The organism is Halococcus sp. IIIV-5B (assembly GCF_003602035.1).
Taxonomy (GTDB): Archaea; Halobacteriota; Halobacteria; order Halobacteriales; family Halococcaceae; genus Halococcus; species Halococcus salsus.
In genome coordinates this window covers 1-14243 of the sequence record NZ_QZWE01000019.1, presented here as the reverse complement: position 1 = coordinate 14243, position 14243 = coordinate 1, and the positions used below count along the sequence as shown (strand labels likewise).

The following is a 14243-nucleotide window of genomic DNA, read 5'->3' as shown; positions in this document are numbered from 1 at the left end:
CAACTTTTGCGACGGTCGTCAATGAAGGTTCCGACGCCCCGATCGTGGGTTCAGTCGGGGTCCTGGAGCCGCTCGATCGTCTCGACCAGCGGGTGGTGGGCGTAGTCCACGACCGTGATGTCGTCGATGGTGGCGAGCCCCTCCTTGCGGGCGGTCTCGGCCATCCCGAGCTCTATCGGCTCGTCGATCGCGATGACGTAGGCGTCCATCGCCTCGATCCCGGCGCGTGCGGCGGCCTTCACCCGGTGGTGGCCGTCGGCGAGCAGGAGCTTCTCGTCCTTGGTGTCGATCACCACGAGCGGCTCGGCGAGGCCACGTTCGAGTTCGTAGCGCCGGCCTTCGAGTTCGTCGGCGTAGACCTTCGACTGGGTGGGCGTGAGGTCGGCGAGCGCCACCGACCGGCGCTCCTCGCGGGTCTCGACGTCGTGGATGTTCTCGAGCGTGCGCGAGAGCTTGGCGACTTTCCCCGGCGTGGCGCGTTCGATCTGGCTCCGGACGATGTCGGTGTTCGAGATGATCCCGACGAGTTTGCCGGCGTCGTCGACCACCGGGAGCTGTTGGATCCCCGACCGGAGGATGACGCGCGAGGCGTCCGAGATCGCCATCTCGGGGTGGGCGACGACGAGGTCCTCGGACATGACGGTGAAGACCAACGCGTCGTCGGTGTCGGCGAGCAGGAGGTCGCGGGCGGTGACGAACCCCTCGCAGTGGCGACCCTCACAGACGGGGAACCCGCTGTGGGCGTCGTTCTCGGCGACGAGTTCGGCGACCGACGCCACCGTGTCGTCGGGCGAGACCGTCACGACGTCCGGGGTCATGTACTCCGAAACCCGGGGCTTCTCGTTCTCGGTGGCCATTGGGAACGGGTCGGCAGCCCGGAACAAAAACCCCTCGTTCAGCCGTCCAGCTCCGATTCGTCGGTTCCGGGGTCGGCATCGGCCGATTCCGTGGACGGCGTCCCGTCACCGCTCTCGCCCTCGCCACCGTCGGTCTCGACCGGCGCGGGTCGGCCCTCGTCCCGGGTTTCGAGCGCGCCGTAGAACCGGTCGGCCATGACGTCGTGGACGATGTTCGAGAGTTCGGACTCGTCGGAGTCCCCGAGGAGCCCCAGCGGGATCTGTGCGCCCGCCATGTCGGCGTGGCCGCCGGCGCTCCCGATCTGCTCGAAGGCGTCCCGGAGGGCTTCGCCGAGGTCGAGGTTCGTCCCCCGGGTCCGACCCGAGCAGTAGACGGTGCCGTCGATGATCCCGTAGACCAGCGTGGTTCTGACGCCCTCGATGTCGAGGAGCTGGTCGGCCGACTGGGCCAGCGCGTCGCGCTCGTGGAGGTCGTCGATGTAGCTCACGAGCACCGAACCCTGGACCTCCCGGTTCCGGATCGCCCGCGCCATCGTCTCGATGGTCTCGGCGCTCATGCTCGGGGTCTCGACCTGTTCGAGCACCGAATCCTTCACGAACGGCAGGAGGTACGCGGCGGCCTCGAAGTCGACCGTCGAAACCTCGCGCCGGAAGTCCTTGGTGTCGACTCGGATACCGTAGAGCAGCGCGGTCGCGACGGTCTCGTCGGCCCGGATACCGAGCTGGCGGAGGTACTCCACGAGGAGGGTCGAGGTCGCGCCGACGTCGCTCCGGAGGTCGACGAACCGGGCCTCGACCGGTGCGCGCGGCGGGTGGTGGTCGATCAGGACGTCCACGGGGGTTTCCTCGGGGAGCTGGTCGTTGACGCCCGGTCGGGAGTGGTCGACGAGCGCGATCCCGTCGTACTCCTCGGTCTCGTCGCCCTCCAGCTGGCGCATCTCGAGGTCGAGGAGGTTGACCATCGCGCGGTTCTGCTGGTGGGTGATCGTGCCGTAGTAGCAGATGTCCGTCTCACAGCCCGCGGCGGTGGCGATCTTCTTCAGCGCGAACGCGCTCGCGATCGCGTCGGGGTCGGGGTTGTCGTGGGTCACGACCGCGAGCCGACCCGCGATCGACCGGAGGACGCGCCAGAGCCGCCGCGGGCGCATGCTCTCCTCGCCGATACGCTCGATCAGGTCGTCGGCGGCGGTGCCGGCGGACTCGACGACCCGGTCGGCGTTCGCCTCGATGTCGAGCCGACACTCGATCGAGGGTTCCTTGCCGGTGTAGGCCAGCACGAACGCCTCGGGGTAGGCCTCCCGGGCGGTTTCGGTCGCGGCCCGGTTGATGTCGGGGTCGTCGCTCGCGACCACGAGCACGTCGATCGGCCGGTCGACCTCGTCCAACGTCGCGGGGTCGGTCGGGTCGGCGCGGTGGGTGTCGATGCGGTCGCTCCGGAGGGTCTCGATCCGGTGTTCGTTGTCACAGACCACGAGGACGTCGCCCGGCCGGTCGGCGAGCGCGCTCACGATGGTCCGCCCGACCGACCCACAGCCCAACACCAACCGCGAAACCATGGAGTCGGGTTGGCTCCACGGGAATTAAAACCCCGCGCGTCGGCTCCCGCCCGAACCGGGCGACGCCGAACGAGCCGAAGCGCCACCGTATCGGCGACTCCCGGCCGAACTCGTCGGTTTCACATCCGATATCGTTTCAAAGCCTTTGTAACGCCTGCCCACACACGTGCGCCTATGACGGAGACTGTCGTCGTTCTCGGTGCGGGCTACGCCGGGGCGGGCGCAATCAAGAAACTGGAGGAGACGCTCGGCGACGAAGCCGACATCACGTGGGTCTCGGACCACGACCACCACCTCGTGCTCCACGAGTCCCATCGGTGTATCCGCGACCCGAGCGTTCAGGACAAGGTCACGATCCCGGTCGACGAGATCAAATCGCCGGGCACGCGGTTCATCCAGGGCGAGGTCTCGGGGCTCGACTGCGACGACCGGGCGGTCGAACTCGCGGACGGCTCGACGGTCTCCTACGACTACCTCCTCGTGACCCTCGGTTCCCAGACCGCCTACTACGGGATCGACGGGCTCGAGGAGCACTCGCTCACCCTCAAGAGCCTCGACGACGCGCTCACGATCCACGACCAGGTCAAGGAAGCCGCGCGCGAGGCCACGGCCGACGACCCCGCCCACGTCGCCATCGGCGGGGCCGGGCTCTCGGGTATCCAGAGCGCCGGTGAGATCGCCGAGTTCCGCGACATGCACCACGCGCCGATCGATATCACGCTGGTCGAGGCGCTCGACAACGTCTTCCCGGGGATGGACCCCGAACTCCAGGGCGCGCTCAGAAAGCGGCTCGAAGAGCGCGACATCGAGATCTCGACGAACGACCCGATCACCGAGGCCGAAGCGGGCGCGATCCACTTCGACTCGGGCGACACGCTCGAACACGACGTGTTCGTCTGGACCGGCGGCATCACGGGCCAGGACGCGATCGACGACTCGGGCCTCGACAACGAACACAACCGGGTCAACGCCGAGGCTACCTTCGAGACCAACGACGACCGCGTGTTCGCGCTCGGCGACTCGGCGATCGTCGACCAGCCCGACGGGCCCGCACCGCCGACCGCACAGGCCGCCTGGCAGGCCGCCGAGGTCGCGGGCGAGAACGTCGCGCGCGCGCTCCACGGCCAGCCCCTCGACAGCTGGACCCACGAGGACAAGGGCACCCTCGTTTCGATCGGCGAGAAGGCGGTGGCCCACGACGTGGTCGGCATCCCGCTCAACACCTTCAGCGGCCCCGCCGCGGTTTTCATCAAGAAGGCCATCGCCGCGCGCTGGATCAACGACGTTACGGGGCCGGGGCGGGCGGCGCGGGCCTGGTCCGATATGTAAACCCACCTTTTGCTGCGGTCGGCCGCGAAGCGGCCTCCCTGGCAAAATGTGGATCAAAAGCCTCCTCTTTCCCTTCGGTCAATCGTCGGCCCGCTCGCTCGTTTCACTCGCTCACGGTACGACTCCTTCACATCCCGCAACCGCACAGCACTGCCTCTGTCCCGCACCGCCGAAGCCCTCGGATGCGTCGCATCCTCGCCCTTCATCCGCCAGGAGAGCGCAGCTCTCCTGAGCCTCGGCTCGCTTCCGCTCGCCGAGACGCCAGGGACTATACCGCTACCGCCCCGCAACCGCCCGTCTCGGCTCACTGTCGTTCGCCGAGACACCGCACCGCTACAGCTACCGCCACCGCCACAGCTACCGCCACCGCCGCCGCAGCCGCACCACCACTACCACCGCGGCGCACCGGCCGCGACCGCCAACCCTCCGGTAGTGGATCGGTAAGCGGCTCCAGGGTACGGGGTACTATATGGGGGTCCGTCGTGAGTTTCGTATGGAATTCACACCGATCGAGGGCTACGGAGTCATCGGCAACCTCGAAACCTGTCCGCTGGTCTCCGAGGAGGGCTCGATCGACTGGTGTTGCTTTCCGCACATCGAGTCGTCGAGCGTCTTCGCCGCGTTGCTCGACGACGACGGTGGCGGGCACTTCAGCATCCAGCCCGCCGAGGAGTACACGTCAGAACAGTCCTACATCACCCGGACCAACGTGCTCCGGACCACCTTCGAGACCGACTCGGGGACGATGGTTGTCACCGACTTCATGCCCGTGGTCGACGGCATGGAGCTCGGCCACACCGTGAGCGCGATCTACCGGAAGGTCACCTGCGTCGAGGGGTCCGTCGAGTTCGAGTTGGAGTTCGACCCCCGGTTCGACTACGATCGGGTGGGGACCACCGTCGAGACGACGAGTGAGGGTGTCCTCGGGCGTGGCAACGGCGAGCAGTGCTACCTCTGGGGCGGAGCGCCGTTCGAGACCACCGAGGGGACGATCGAGTACGCCACCGCCACCGAGACCCTCGACACGGACGAGACCGACTGGTTCGTGCTCCAGTACAACGACCGGGAACCGATCGACGCCGCCGACTGCGCCGGGCTGTTGCGCGAGACGATCGACTTCTGGCAGGACTGGACCCACCAGTGCCCCGACGAGTCGGGCTGTGCGTTCGAGGGACCGTACCACGACTACGTGGTTCGCTCGGAGCTCGTGCTCCGATTGCTGATGAACCCGCAGACCCACGCCATCGCCGCCGCGCCGACCACCTCGCTCCCCGAGGAGATCGGCGGGATCCGTAACTGGGACTACCGCTACGCGTGGATCCGCGACGTCTCCTACACCATCCAGGCGCTCCACGAGCTCGGCCACGAGCGCGAGGCGCGCAACGGCTTCGACTGGTGTCTCACGATGTGTCACAAGGACGACCCCGGCGAGATCGGCCACCCGCTCTACGGCCTCCACTACGAACCCGAGATGGTCGAAGAGGAGCTCGACCACCTCTCGGGCTACCGGGGCTCACAGCCCGTTCGGGTCGGCAACGCCGCGGGCGACCAGGAACAGCTCGACACCTACGGCGAGCTCATGACCGCCATCTACACCGCTAGCGACTACGGGGCCGATATCTACGAGGGCGACTGGGAGGTCCTGAAGGAGATGATCGAGTACGTCTCGGGGGTCTGGGACCGGAAGGACAACGGGATCTGGGAGGTCAGAAGCGAGCCCAGCCACATCGTCCACTCGAAGGTGCTCTGCTGGGCCGCGCTCGACCGCGGGATCGAGATCGCCGAGGAACACGGCTTCGACGCCCCTCTCGAACGCTGGCGCGGCAACCGCGAGACGATCCGCGAGGTCGTGCTCGAAGAGGGCTACGACGACGACCTCGACTGTTTCACCCAGACCTTCGCGGGCGAGACCGTCGACGCCGCCGCGCTCCGGCTCGGGAGCGTCGGTTTCCTGCCGTTCGACGATGACCGCTTCCAGGCGACCATCGACGCCGTGATGGAGCACCTGATGACCGACGACGGGCTGGTCCATCGCTACGAGGGCGACGACGGGCTGCCCGGTGAGGAGGGCGCGTTCGTGCTCTGTTCGTTCTGGCTGGTCGAGTGTCTCGCGCGCTCGGACCGTGTCGAGGAGGCCCACGAGGTCTTCGAGGGCGTGATGGAGTACATCAGCCCGCTCGGGCTGTTCGCCGAGGAGGTCGACCCCGAGACCGGCGAGCACCTCGGCAACTTCCCCCAGGCGTTCAGCCACATCGGGCTGGTCAACGCCGTGCTCTACCTCAACGAGGCCACGGACGGCAAATAGATTGTAGCGACCGTGGATCGTGCTTAGTTTTGAGTGAACAATATTAAAATAGAGGGGATGCAATTGGTTAGTATACTAGAGAAGCTTTGAATCGGTTCCAGCACTACTCAGGCTCTGCTTGGGGCCCTACCTCTTCATGAAGCATTTCTACTCTGTCCGTCATGTTCTGGAGTTCGTTCATTGCTTCTTGATCTACAGACTCAACCTCGCCGTGAACCACAAGATTCCGATATCTCGTTATTTCTCTAAGCATACCTGTATCAATGTCTTCCAATGCGCCGGTGTTTGACAAGTATTCAATAATTTGTCCAGCAGAGACTCTTTCTTTTGTTCCACCGTAGTCGTAATAGATGTTTCTTAGCATTTCTTCAAGGCCGATAAAAACTTCAATAAATTCTCCGATATCTATGTCTTTGCCCGACATTGATTCTTCTTTGAGAATTTCCATAACTACTCTACGTGCTCTGTTTGGCCTTGATACGTGTGTTACAAACATCATGCTGAAGATTACAGCAAGTATCGCTTGATAAAATGTAAATGTTCCGGCGACTAGCACGATCCGCTGTACATTCCCGAGACCAGGAATAGCATTTACTCTGGTCAGTGCAATAATACTCAAACCTCCGACAATTGCGAGGCCAGATGGTATTGATGAATTTATTAGACGACTATGTGCTTTTGAATGTAGCCGGCTCAAAATTTCGTCTGCTTCTGGATCGTCCATATCGTCCAGAGTAGCCTCTGATCGAAAGAAGGCATATCCAGCAAAGGTAAATCCAAAAAGTGCTGCAATTGATTGCGAAATCGTGCTGAATAGCAAAAATTAGAGTTATTCGGAAGATCAAATGGATAACATATTGCCAATAGAACAGCCGTTACGTGTATCACGATTATTAAAAACATGACTCTTCGGTCTTCGTCTCGTATCATGCGCACGCCTCTTCTGAGAAATACACAATTTCGACACTCGCGGACATCATTAAAAATCACCGACTAGAAAACTAATGAATATTTGACAACAGGTAGTTCACTCTGCTCATCATTGTGGGGCCAGTACCATATGCGAGCGCTCACAGATAGTTCACTATTTCCCTCTGTCGGACGTTTCTTTTCGTGTGAACCTCTCGATCGTCGACCTCGCGCCGGTTCCCGAGGGTGGATCCGCGACCGAAGCCTTCGAGAACACCGTCGAGCGCGCCCAGCACGCCGAGCAGCTTGGCTACGACCGCTTCTGGGTGGCCGAACACCACGACTTCACCGACCGGCTCGCCAGCACCACGCCCGAGGTCCTGATCCCCCACATCGCGGCCAAGACCGACGACATCCGAGTCGGATCCGGTACCGTTCTCCTCAACCACTACAGCCCCTACAAGGTGGCTGAGACCTTCGGCGTGCTCGACTCGCTCGCGCCCGGCCGGATCGACTGTGGGCTCGGCCGGGCGAACGGCTCCCCGCTCTCCGACTTCGCGCTCCAGCCCGACCGAAGCCAGCAGCGCCGCGGGGCGAACGACCACAAGGAAAAGATCCACGAGGTCGCGGCCCACCTCCACGACGGCTTCGACGACGACAACCAGTTCGGCCAGCTCGACGTGCCGCAGGCGGCCGACACCGCCCCCGAGATGTGGGTGCTCGGGTCGAGTCCGTCGAGCGCCGCGGTCGCCGGGGAGCTCGGGCTCCAGTACTGCTTCGCGGCGTTCATCCGACCCGAACCCGCGGTCAGAGCCTTCGAGGTCTACCGCGAGCGCTTCGAGCCCTCGCCGTTCGGCGCGGGGCCCGACGAACCCCGGGGGATGCTCGCGACGAACGTCACCTGCGCCGAGACCGACGAGGAAGCCGCACGGCGACGCGCGACCACCGAGGCCTCCCGGCGACGGCTCCGGCAGGGCGACATCGACCGGCCGCCGATCCGGTCGGCCGACGAGGCGGTCGAGGAGCTCGGCGGGGTCCCCGAGCCGACCCCGACCGAGGTCGATCCGGGTGCGTGGCCGCGCGCGATCTCGGGGAGTCCCTCGACGGTGCGCGAGATCCTGGAGACGATGACCGACCAGATCGGGGTCGACGACGTCGTGATCCAGAACCAGATCGCCGACCCCGAGAACGTCCTCGAATCCCACGCACTCCTCGCCGACGCCTTCGACCTCTCGCCGCGATAGCCGCACGAACCGCCGCACGACCGCACCACCCGCGACCATTTATCCCCGAGCGGGCTACGACCCGTCATGTCCGATTCCACGACCGAACCGACACGCGTCTGGCTGGTCGAACGGACCTACTCCGACGACGAGCAGAACCTCGTGATCCTGACCTACGCCACCACCGACGGGACGCGCTACTCCAGAAAGGAGCGTGCGCTCACCTCCTTCACCGACGTTCGCGAGACCACCGCGGCGATCGACGCCGACCCCGGCAGTGTCGGGCCGGTCGAGGACCCGGAACGCAGGGAGCGCTACGCCGCCGAGGCGAGCCGGATGGCCGAGAAACACGACCCGGACGACGCGATCTGAACGCCGCCTACCAGTCGGCTTTGCAGTTGATCACGGGTCGGAGCCGGTCGACGACCTCGCCGGTCTCGTCGATCCGGGACTCGACGAGCGCGGGGTCCTTGTACGCCATCGGGCTCTCGTCGATGGTGTTCTTGTTCACCGAGGTCGAGAACACGCCGTCCATCGCGGCCTCGAACTCCTCCATCGTGAACTCCTTCTTCGCCCACCGGCGACTCCCGCTCCGGCCCGTTCCGTGGGGGGCGCTCCGGTTCCACTCGGGGTTGCCCTTTCCTCGAAGGACGACCGAGCCCTCGCCCATGTTGTACGGCACGATGAGCCGCTCGCCCTCGTGGGCGCGGGTCGCGCCCTTTCGGATCATGAGGTCCTCGAAGTCGATGAGGTTGTGCGGCGAGTGGATCGAGTCGGCGACCTCGACCCCGAGCGCGTCGGTCACGAGGTGGGCCATCCACCGACGGTTCTCCCAGGCGTAGGTCTGACAGAACGCCATGTCGACGAGGTAGCCGTGGGCGGCCTCGCCCTCCAGGTAGTCGAGGTCGGTGTTCCGGTCGGCCTCGAACGCCTCCTGACGGTCGTGGTGCACCTGCCTGAGTCGATTGACGTTGGCCTCGATCTCGCTCCCCTCGAAGCGTTCGCGGCAGAACGCCGCCACTCGGTCCATGTCGATCCGGCGGCCGGTCTCGTCCGTGACGTCCGCGGGCGTCCCGCCCGCGTCCCGGACCTCCTCGGGGAGGTCCTCGGCGGTGACCGGATCGATCGCGGTCGCGTTCCGCCGCTCGGTCGCCTCGGTCTGCCAGTAGTCGGCCACGGAGTTGCCGAGCGCGCGGCTCCCGCTGTGGAACACCAGCCACCAGTTCCCGGTCCGGTCGGATTCGGCGACCTCGATGAAGTGGTTACCGCCGCCGAGGGTGCCCACCTGGTCGATGGCCTTGTTGAGGTCGACGCCGGCCTTCTCACAGAGATCTTTGAAGTACTCGAGGTCGTAGCCGTCGAACGCGAAGTCGGTGTCGCGACCCGCCTGCAGCCGTTCGACCTTCGCCGTCGTCTCCGCCCACGGGAAGTCCTCACCCACGTGGTAGGTCTGGTCGTCGTGTGCGTGCCACCCCATCGGGATCGTCTCGCGGATCCGGTCGTCGATCGCCGCCTCGGTGAGGTCCGGTTTCGAATCGAGCTCGACCGCGAGCATGCCACATCCGATGTCGACCCCCACTACGTTCGGCACCACCCGGTCGGCGAGCGGCATCGTGAATCCGATCACACAACCCGCGCCGGGGTGGCAATCCGGTTGCACCACGATCTCGTTTTCGAATGCCGGATGATTCGTTATCTCCTCGATCTGATCGAAAGTCAGATCTTCGATGTTCTCACGCGCGAGCATGACCGTTGCCGTCGTGTACTCCCCTTCGATCGTTGTCCTGTTCGCTTCGCTTCCCTCGGTCATGATCCAGTCTCGTATGCTCGTCGTTTCAGTTCTTGGTATCGGTGGTGGGATTCCGTTTCCCACTTGTACGCGAATCCTGGCGGCGCACGGCCCATCCACTGTAGGAGGTCTTGTGAATCTTCCACGGAGAACGATACGTTCGAGTGAGACGCGTGGAAGACTGGACCGAACCCGAAACGTTCGAACAGTTGTTTCAGATATTCGGGACGCTCTCGCTCGTTTTTCGACTTGATGAAACACGAGGAGCGGTACTGATGCGTCGCCGTTGATGTGAGTCCACCGTCGGCTACATACCACATCTTCGCTCGCGTCGGTGTGAGTTGAAGGTCATCGGGAAAGCGCTTCGGAGCGCCACTGAATCGTTCGGCGAGTTCGCCGAGCCACGGTAGTGTGACGGTCGTGAGAACATGAAAATCGTGGTAGTTCTCGGCCTTCGCTCCCGGTCTGAAACCCGACGATCGTGCGCTTGAGGCGGACTCAGCGGCAGTATTTCGGAGTCGGACGCTTGCCGTCACGTCTCCGAGTTCGTCCGCGAGCCATTTGAGAAACCGCCGATTGATCATCCCAACACGAAAGACCGCTCGTTCGCCACGACGTTCCGTGTGGCCATCGCCGAGAAGTAAACCGATGAGGAGGTCCTTCCGGTAGTCATCAGTTCGTAGTTCGTCGTCGATGTGGCTACGTTCTCCGTCCGTGAGTATCAGCTGACCGGGAGTATCGACAGCGATCGCCTTGGCGTTGCTGAACGTTCCAAACTCCCTGTCGAACGCCTCTCGACTTGCGTTCGTGGGATCGCCAACGACTAGCTGGCGTGTCACTCGTCCGTGTTCGACCATACACGCCCTGAGCTGTTCCAGTAGCTCGGTACGCGTCCATTCGGTGTCCGGTTGAAATCTACCGGACTCACTGTCACGGTCGGGCACGCTCGATCTCCCTCACTGGCGAATCCGTGGCGTACCCACACGCGAGCCCGGTGAACGCCTCGTGGTCCACCATCTCCTGGATCTGGTCGCGCGTGAGGCCTTCGAGGTCGACCTCGTCGAGGAAGACCTCGGCGGTCGTGTGTTCGCCGGTGATCGTCGTGGTCATGATGAACTGGTTTGCCGGGCAGCCGATTAATGCCCTTCGTCCATCGCCCGTCCGACCGTTATCCCACCGCAGTCGTGTCGTTCCGTGCGGGTTCGATCGAGACCGACTCGTTCTCGTAGACCGCCATGGTCGCCACCACCGACCCGTTCGGCGCGCGCTTCTCGACAACGAGACTGACGTTTCCGCCGGCCGACGTTGCGTTCCGCGGCCCGCTCGTCGAGGCGTTCGGCCCGCCATCGTGCACCGACTGCGCCGCCGACCGATTCCCACGGAGGAACTCCTCGACCGCGGCGGTCGGGGCGGTCTCCTGCACGTTCGAGGACTCGGCGTTCACGAACGCCACGTACGAGATCCCGGACCCGCCCTCGGGGACGACCTTCACCATCCAGTAGAGCCGGTCGTCGACCGCCACCGGCAGCGGCTCGGCCGGCGAGAACCGGTTCCAGTCGGTGGTTCGGCTCGCCTGCCGAACGTAGTCGGCGGCCTTCCGGGGACCGAACAGTGACTCGCCTGAAGGGCTGCGATAGACCGAGGCCTCGCCGGTCCGGCCGTCGATCTCCCAGACCTCCCGGAGACCCTGTGCGTTCCCGAACGGCTCGACCGCGACCACGTACTTCGTGCCGTCCGCCGTGGGCACGAGATACGGCTGCTCGTTGCCGCCGCCGGGCATGGCGGCCACCTCGATCTCGTCGGTGTGCGAGCCGACCACGGGGAGGGTGTTGAGGATGCCGTTGCGGTACTTCGTGGCGGTCACTCGCTCACGCGTGAGGTCGAAGGGGACGAGCTTCTGCCCCCGAAGCACGGGATTCGAGCGGGCCTCCGCGGGCGAGAGGTCGGTCACGCTGCCGTCCGGCGCGACCAGCGCCACGCCACCCCACTCCGGCACGGTGTAGGGTAGCGGGACCGGGAGCGCCCGAACGTGGAAACTGGGTTTGGTGTACGGCACCGCGATGTACGACTCGTTCCGATGGGGAACCATGAACGGGTCGCCGTAGTCGACGAGGTACTGCCCCTGTTTGAGCACGCTCCACCGGTAGTTGTTGTACCACGCGGTGCCGATGCCCGCGTCGAGTTCGCCCCTGACGGTCTCGACCTTCGCGTTCTGGGCGCTCATGTTGACGAGCACCGTCCCGTCCTGTTTCAGTGCGAAGTGGTTCCGGACCCCGTCCGGCGAGAGCGCGTACGACCAGTACGGGGTGCCGTTCCGGAAGGTGACGTCCGGGTTCGAGACCCGATAGCGCGAGAGCTGGAGGGTGTTGGCGGCGTAGTTGTCCGAGACGTTCCGGGTGACGACCCGCGGGTGGTCGGCGTCGGCGGGCGAGAGCTCCTGGGTCGGCGTCGCGCCGGCCATCGTCCGGTCGGCGAGCGTCGTCTGTGCGTAGAGCCCGCCGACCGAGGTCAGCACGATCACCGCCACGACCACGAGGCCGAGCGCGATCCCGAGCGGCCGGTTCGCCTCGCGTGACTCGAACGAGACCCCGAAGTAGGCCACGGCGACGAGCCCGACCGGAACGAACACCCACGCGATCGGTGTCGTGTAGAGCCCGTAGACCAGCCACTGGAGCCAGGGTCTGGCCACGTACGCCACGCCCAGGAGGATCGCCAGCCCGACGACTCCGCCGACCGCCCGCCGCGTGTTCACGCCTGCTCCCTCATTTCACCGTTCGTGCCGACGGAACCACCTTCAACATGCCGGTTCTCCGATACGAGTCTCCAATACTTTCGCGGCCAGCCGTTCGCACCGGGTCGTCACGAGCCGCTGGACCGGCGGCGGCGCTCCACCCGGCGCTCGATCACGCTTCGTCGAAGCCGTCGTCGAACGGTCTCGCGAAGCGCGTCGGCCTCGCGTCGGTCGAAATCCACGGCGCGTGCGCCCTCGCGACCCAGGCTTCCCGTCCCCGCGGTGTCGACCACGACCGTGGCGAGGTTCCACCGGCGCTGGAAGAGCGTGTGGTCCTCGTTCACGGTCTGAACGCGATAGTAGGGGACCACCTCGGTGGTCCGTCGCCAGAAGCCGTTGCGGGTCAGCACGAACCCCTCGTCGGTCGCCACGCCGCGATGGAGCCAGGTGTAGTGGGCCGCGAACGGCACGGCGATCAGGAGCGCGAGCGGTGCGAACCACCACCGGAGCGGGTCGAACGCGAGCAGTCGGTTCGCGACGAACAGCCCGCCGGTCACTAGTAGGACCGCGATGGCGTACCGGCCGGCGTAGCGCCGTCGGGCGCGTTTCGGCGGCTGGGAGAAGGTGGGCGTGTCGAACTCGAACCCGTCTATCGAGCGCGCGAGCGCCAGCACCGCCCCGCGCTCGGCGAACGGCACGACCGACTCCGAGCCCCGAGTGGCCGCACTCTGGCTCCCGTAGCCCGCGGTCTCGACGTCGAGCGCCGCGTAGCCGAACCGGCGCAGGAGGACGTTCTCGCTCACGACGAGGTGCTGGATCTTCTCGAACGGTATCGACCCCGTGTACCGGCTCACCAGCCCGCGCTCGTAACGGAGTTCGTCGCCCGACCGCCAGAGCCGGAAACCGTAGAACCGCGCGAAGGTCACGGCCGCGCCCGCGAGGAACGACCCGGCGGCGGTCAGCACCACACCGAGCCTCGGGCTGCCGACCACGGCGCTCGCGACCCCGTTCGGGAGATACCGCGTCCCCTCGAAGACCAGCAGCGCCACCGGCAGGAGCGGTCTGAGGTCGAGCGAGAGCGCGCTCGCCGCCAGGAGGTCGCGGGTCGAGAGGACGAACAGTTCCTCTCGGTCCTCGTCCGTCGTTTCCGTCCGGTTCTCGTCGATCGAATCGGTCGTTTCGCTCGACCCGCTCCCGGTGTTCGCGCGCTTCAGCCGCTGGATCTCGTTCCGGAGGCGTTCGGCCTCCGTCGTGGTGACGTAGCGGATCTCGCCCTCGGCGTCGTCGCCCCCGCCGGCGGTCTCGAACGCCACCGCCGCGAGCCCCGCGAGCCGTGCGAACGGGTCCCGGGTGATGTCGACGTTCTGGACCCGCTGGATCGGGATGGATCGTTCGCGTCGCGAGAGCACCCCGGAGTCGATGTCGAGGCTGTCGTCGGTGAGCCGGTAGGCGAACCGCTGGACGTAGAGTATCTCCCACCCTAGTTGGACGACGAACAGCACGAGGACGATGGCGAGCCCGGTGACGATGCCGCCCCCCATCCC

12 protein-coding genes are annotated in these 14243 nt (G+C 65.3%); 4 read left to right on the top strand and 8 right to left on the bottom strand.

What is annotated here, in order from left to right; genetic code table 11:
- Positions 1-50: 50 nt before the first annotated feature.
- Both D3261_RS13025 and D3261_RS13020 read right to left on the bottom strand, forming a co-directional pair.
- A complete protein-coding gene (locus D3261_RS13025) occupies positions 51-857 on the bottom strand; it encodes a CBS domain-containing protein (protein ID WP_120073045.1) in 807 nt (268 codons plus the stop codon).
- Positions 858-895: 38 nt separating this feature from the next.
- Positions 896-2413, bottom strand: coding sequence for a DHH family phosphoesterase (locus tag D3261_RS13020; RefSeq protein WP_120073043.1), 1518 nt, complete (start codon positions 2411-2413; stop codon positions 896-898).
- A gap of 174 nt (positions 2414-2587) precedes the next feature.
- On the opposite strand from D3261_RS13020, the gene D3261_RS13015 reads away from it, so the two are divergent.
- Complete coding sequence (locus D3261_RS13015) at positions 2588-3742, top strand: NAD(P)/FAD-dependent oxidoreductase (protein ID WP_120073041.1); 1155 nt, start codon at positions 2588-2590, stop codon at positions 3740-3742.
- 493 nt (positions 3743-4235) lie between these two features.
- Entirely contained in the window at positions 4236-6047 is a 1812-nt protein-coding gene (locus D3261_RS13010; protein WP_120073143.1) for a glycoside hydrolase family 15 protein, read from the top strand.
- A gap of 103 nt (positions 6048-6150) precedes the next feature.
- Here D3261_RS13010 and D3261_RS19785 read toward each other — a convergent pair whose 3' ends face one another.
- The gene (locus tag D3261_RS19785) at positions 6151-6771 is read right to left on the bottom strand and encodes a hypothetical protein (RefSeq protein WP_147464976.1); all 621 of its coding nucleotides are present in this window, start codon (positions 6769-6771) and stop codon (positions 6151-6153) included.
- A 391-nt stretch (positions 6772-7162) separates the two neighbouring features.
- On the opposite strand from D3261_RS19785, the gene D3261_RS13000 reads away from it, so the two are divergent.
- Both D3261_RS13000 and D3261_RS12995 read left to right on the top strand, forming a co-directional pair.
- Positions 7163-8200 (top strand): LLM class flavin-dependent oxidoreductase, encoded by a 1038-nt coding sequence (locus tag D3261_RS13000; RefSeq protein ID WP_120073037.1) that lies wholly within the window; start codon positions 7163-7165, stop codon positions 8198-8200.
- Between the two features lie 66 nt (positions 8201-8266).
- Positions 8267-8551: a hypothetical protein gene (locus D3261_RS12995; RefSeq protein ID WP_120073035.1), complete on the top strand. Its 285-nt coding sequence runs from the start codon at positions 8267-8269 to the stop codon at positions 8549-8551.
- 7 nt (positions 8552-8558) lie between these two features.
- Here the strand turns inward: D3261_RS12995 and D3261_RS12990 are convergent, their stop codons facing one another.
- The 5 genes from D3261_RS12990 to D3261_RS12970 all read right to left on the bottom strand — a co-directional run.
- Positions 8559-9989: an RtcB family protein gene (locus D3261_RS12990; protein ID WP_120073034.1), complete on the bottom strand. Its 1431-nt coding sequence runs from the start codon at positions 9987-9989 to the stop codon at positions 8559-8561.
- Positions 9986-10912: a hypothetical protein gene (locus tag D3261_RS12985; RefSeq protein WP_120073032.1), complete on the bottom strand. Its 927-nt coding sequence runs from the start codon at positions 10910-10912 to the stop codon at positions 9986-9988. Before D3261_RS12985 ends, D3261_RS12990 begins: the two co-directional genes overlap by 4 nt.
- On the bottom strand, positions 10899-11078 hold the full coding sequence (locus tag D3261_RS12980; protein ID WP_120073030.1) for a hypothetical protein: 180 nt from the start codon (positions 11076-11078) through the stop codon (positions 10899-10901). Before D3261_RS12980 ends, D3261_RS12985 begins: the two co-directional genes overlap by 14 nt.
- Before the next feature lie 58 nt (positions 11079-11136).
- Complete coding sequence (locus tag D3261_RS12975; RefSeq protein WP_120073028.1) at positions 11137-12720, bottom strand: ABC transporter permease; 1584 nt, start codon at positions 12718-12720, stop codon at positions 11137-11139.
- Between the two features lie 107 nt (positions 12721-12827).
- Positions 12828-14243 (bottom strand): PH domain-containing protein (locus tag D3261_RS12970; RefSeq protein WP_120073026.1); only part of this gene is annotated, 1416 nt, incomplete at its 5' end.

Bases quoted from the DNA above. Each gene is read 5' to 3' on its own strand.
- D3261_RS13025 (WP_120073045.1), bottom strand. From the start codon at position 857: ATGGCCACCGAGAACGAGAAGCCCCGGGTTTCGGAGTACATGACCCCG.
- D3261_RS13020 (WP_120073043.1), bottom strand. From the start codon at position 2,413: ATGGTTTCGCGGTTGGTGTTGGGCTGTGGGTCGGTCGGGCGGACCATC.
- D3261_RS13015 (WP_120073041.1), top strand. From the start codon at position 2,588: ATGACGGAGACTGTCGTCGTTCTCGGTGCGGGCTACGCCGGGGCGGGC.
- D3261_RS13010 (WP_120073143.1), top strand. From the start codon at position 4,236: ATGGAATTCACACCGATCGAGGGCTACGGAGTCATCGGCAACCTCGAA.
- D3261_RS19785 (WP_147464976.1), bottom strand. From the start codon at position 6,771: ATGGACGATCCAGAAGCAGACGAAATTTTGAGCCGGCTACATTCAAAA.
- D3261_RS12995 (WP_120073035.1), top strand. From the start codon at position 8,267: ATGTCCGATTCCACGACCGAACCGACACGCGTCTGGCTGGTCGAACGG.
- D3261_RS12990 (WP_120073034.1), bottom strand. From the start codon at position 9,989: ATGACCGAGGGAAGCGAAGCGAACAGGACAACGATCGAAGGGGAGTAC.
- D3261_RS12980 (WP_120073030.1), bottom strand. From the start codon at position 11,078: ATGACCACGACGATCACCGGCGAACACACGACCGCCGAGGTCTTCCTC.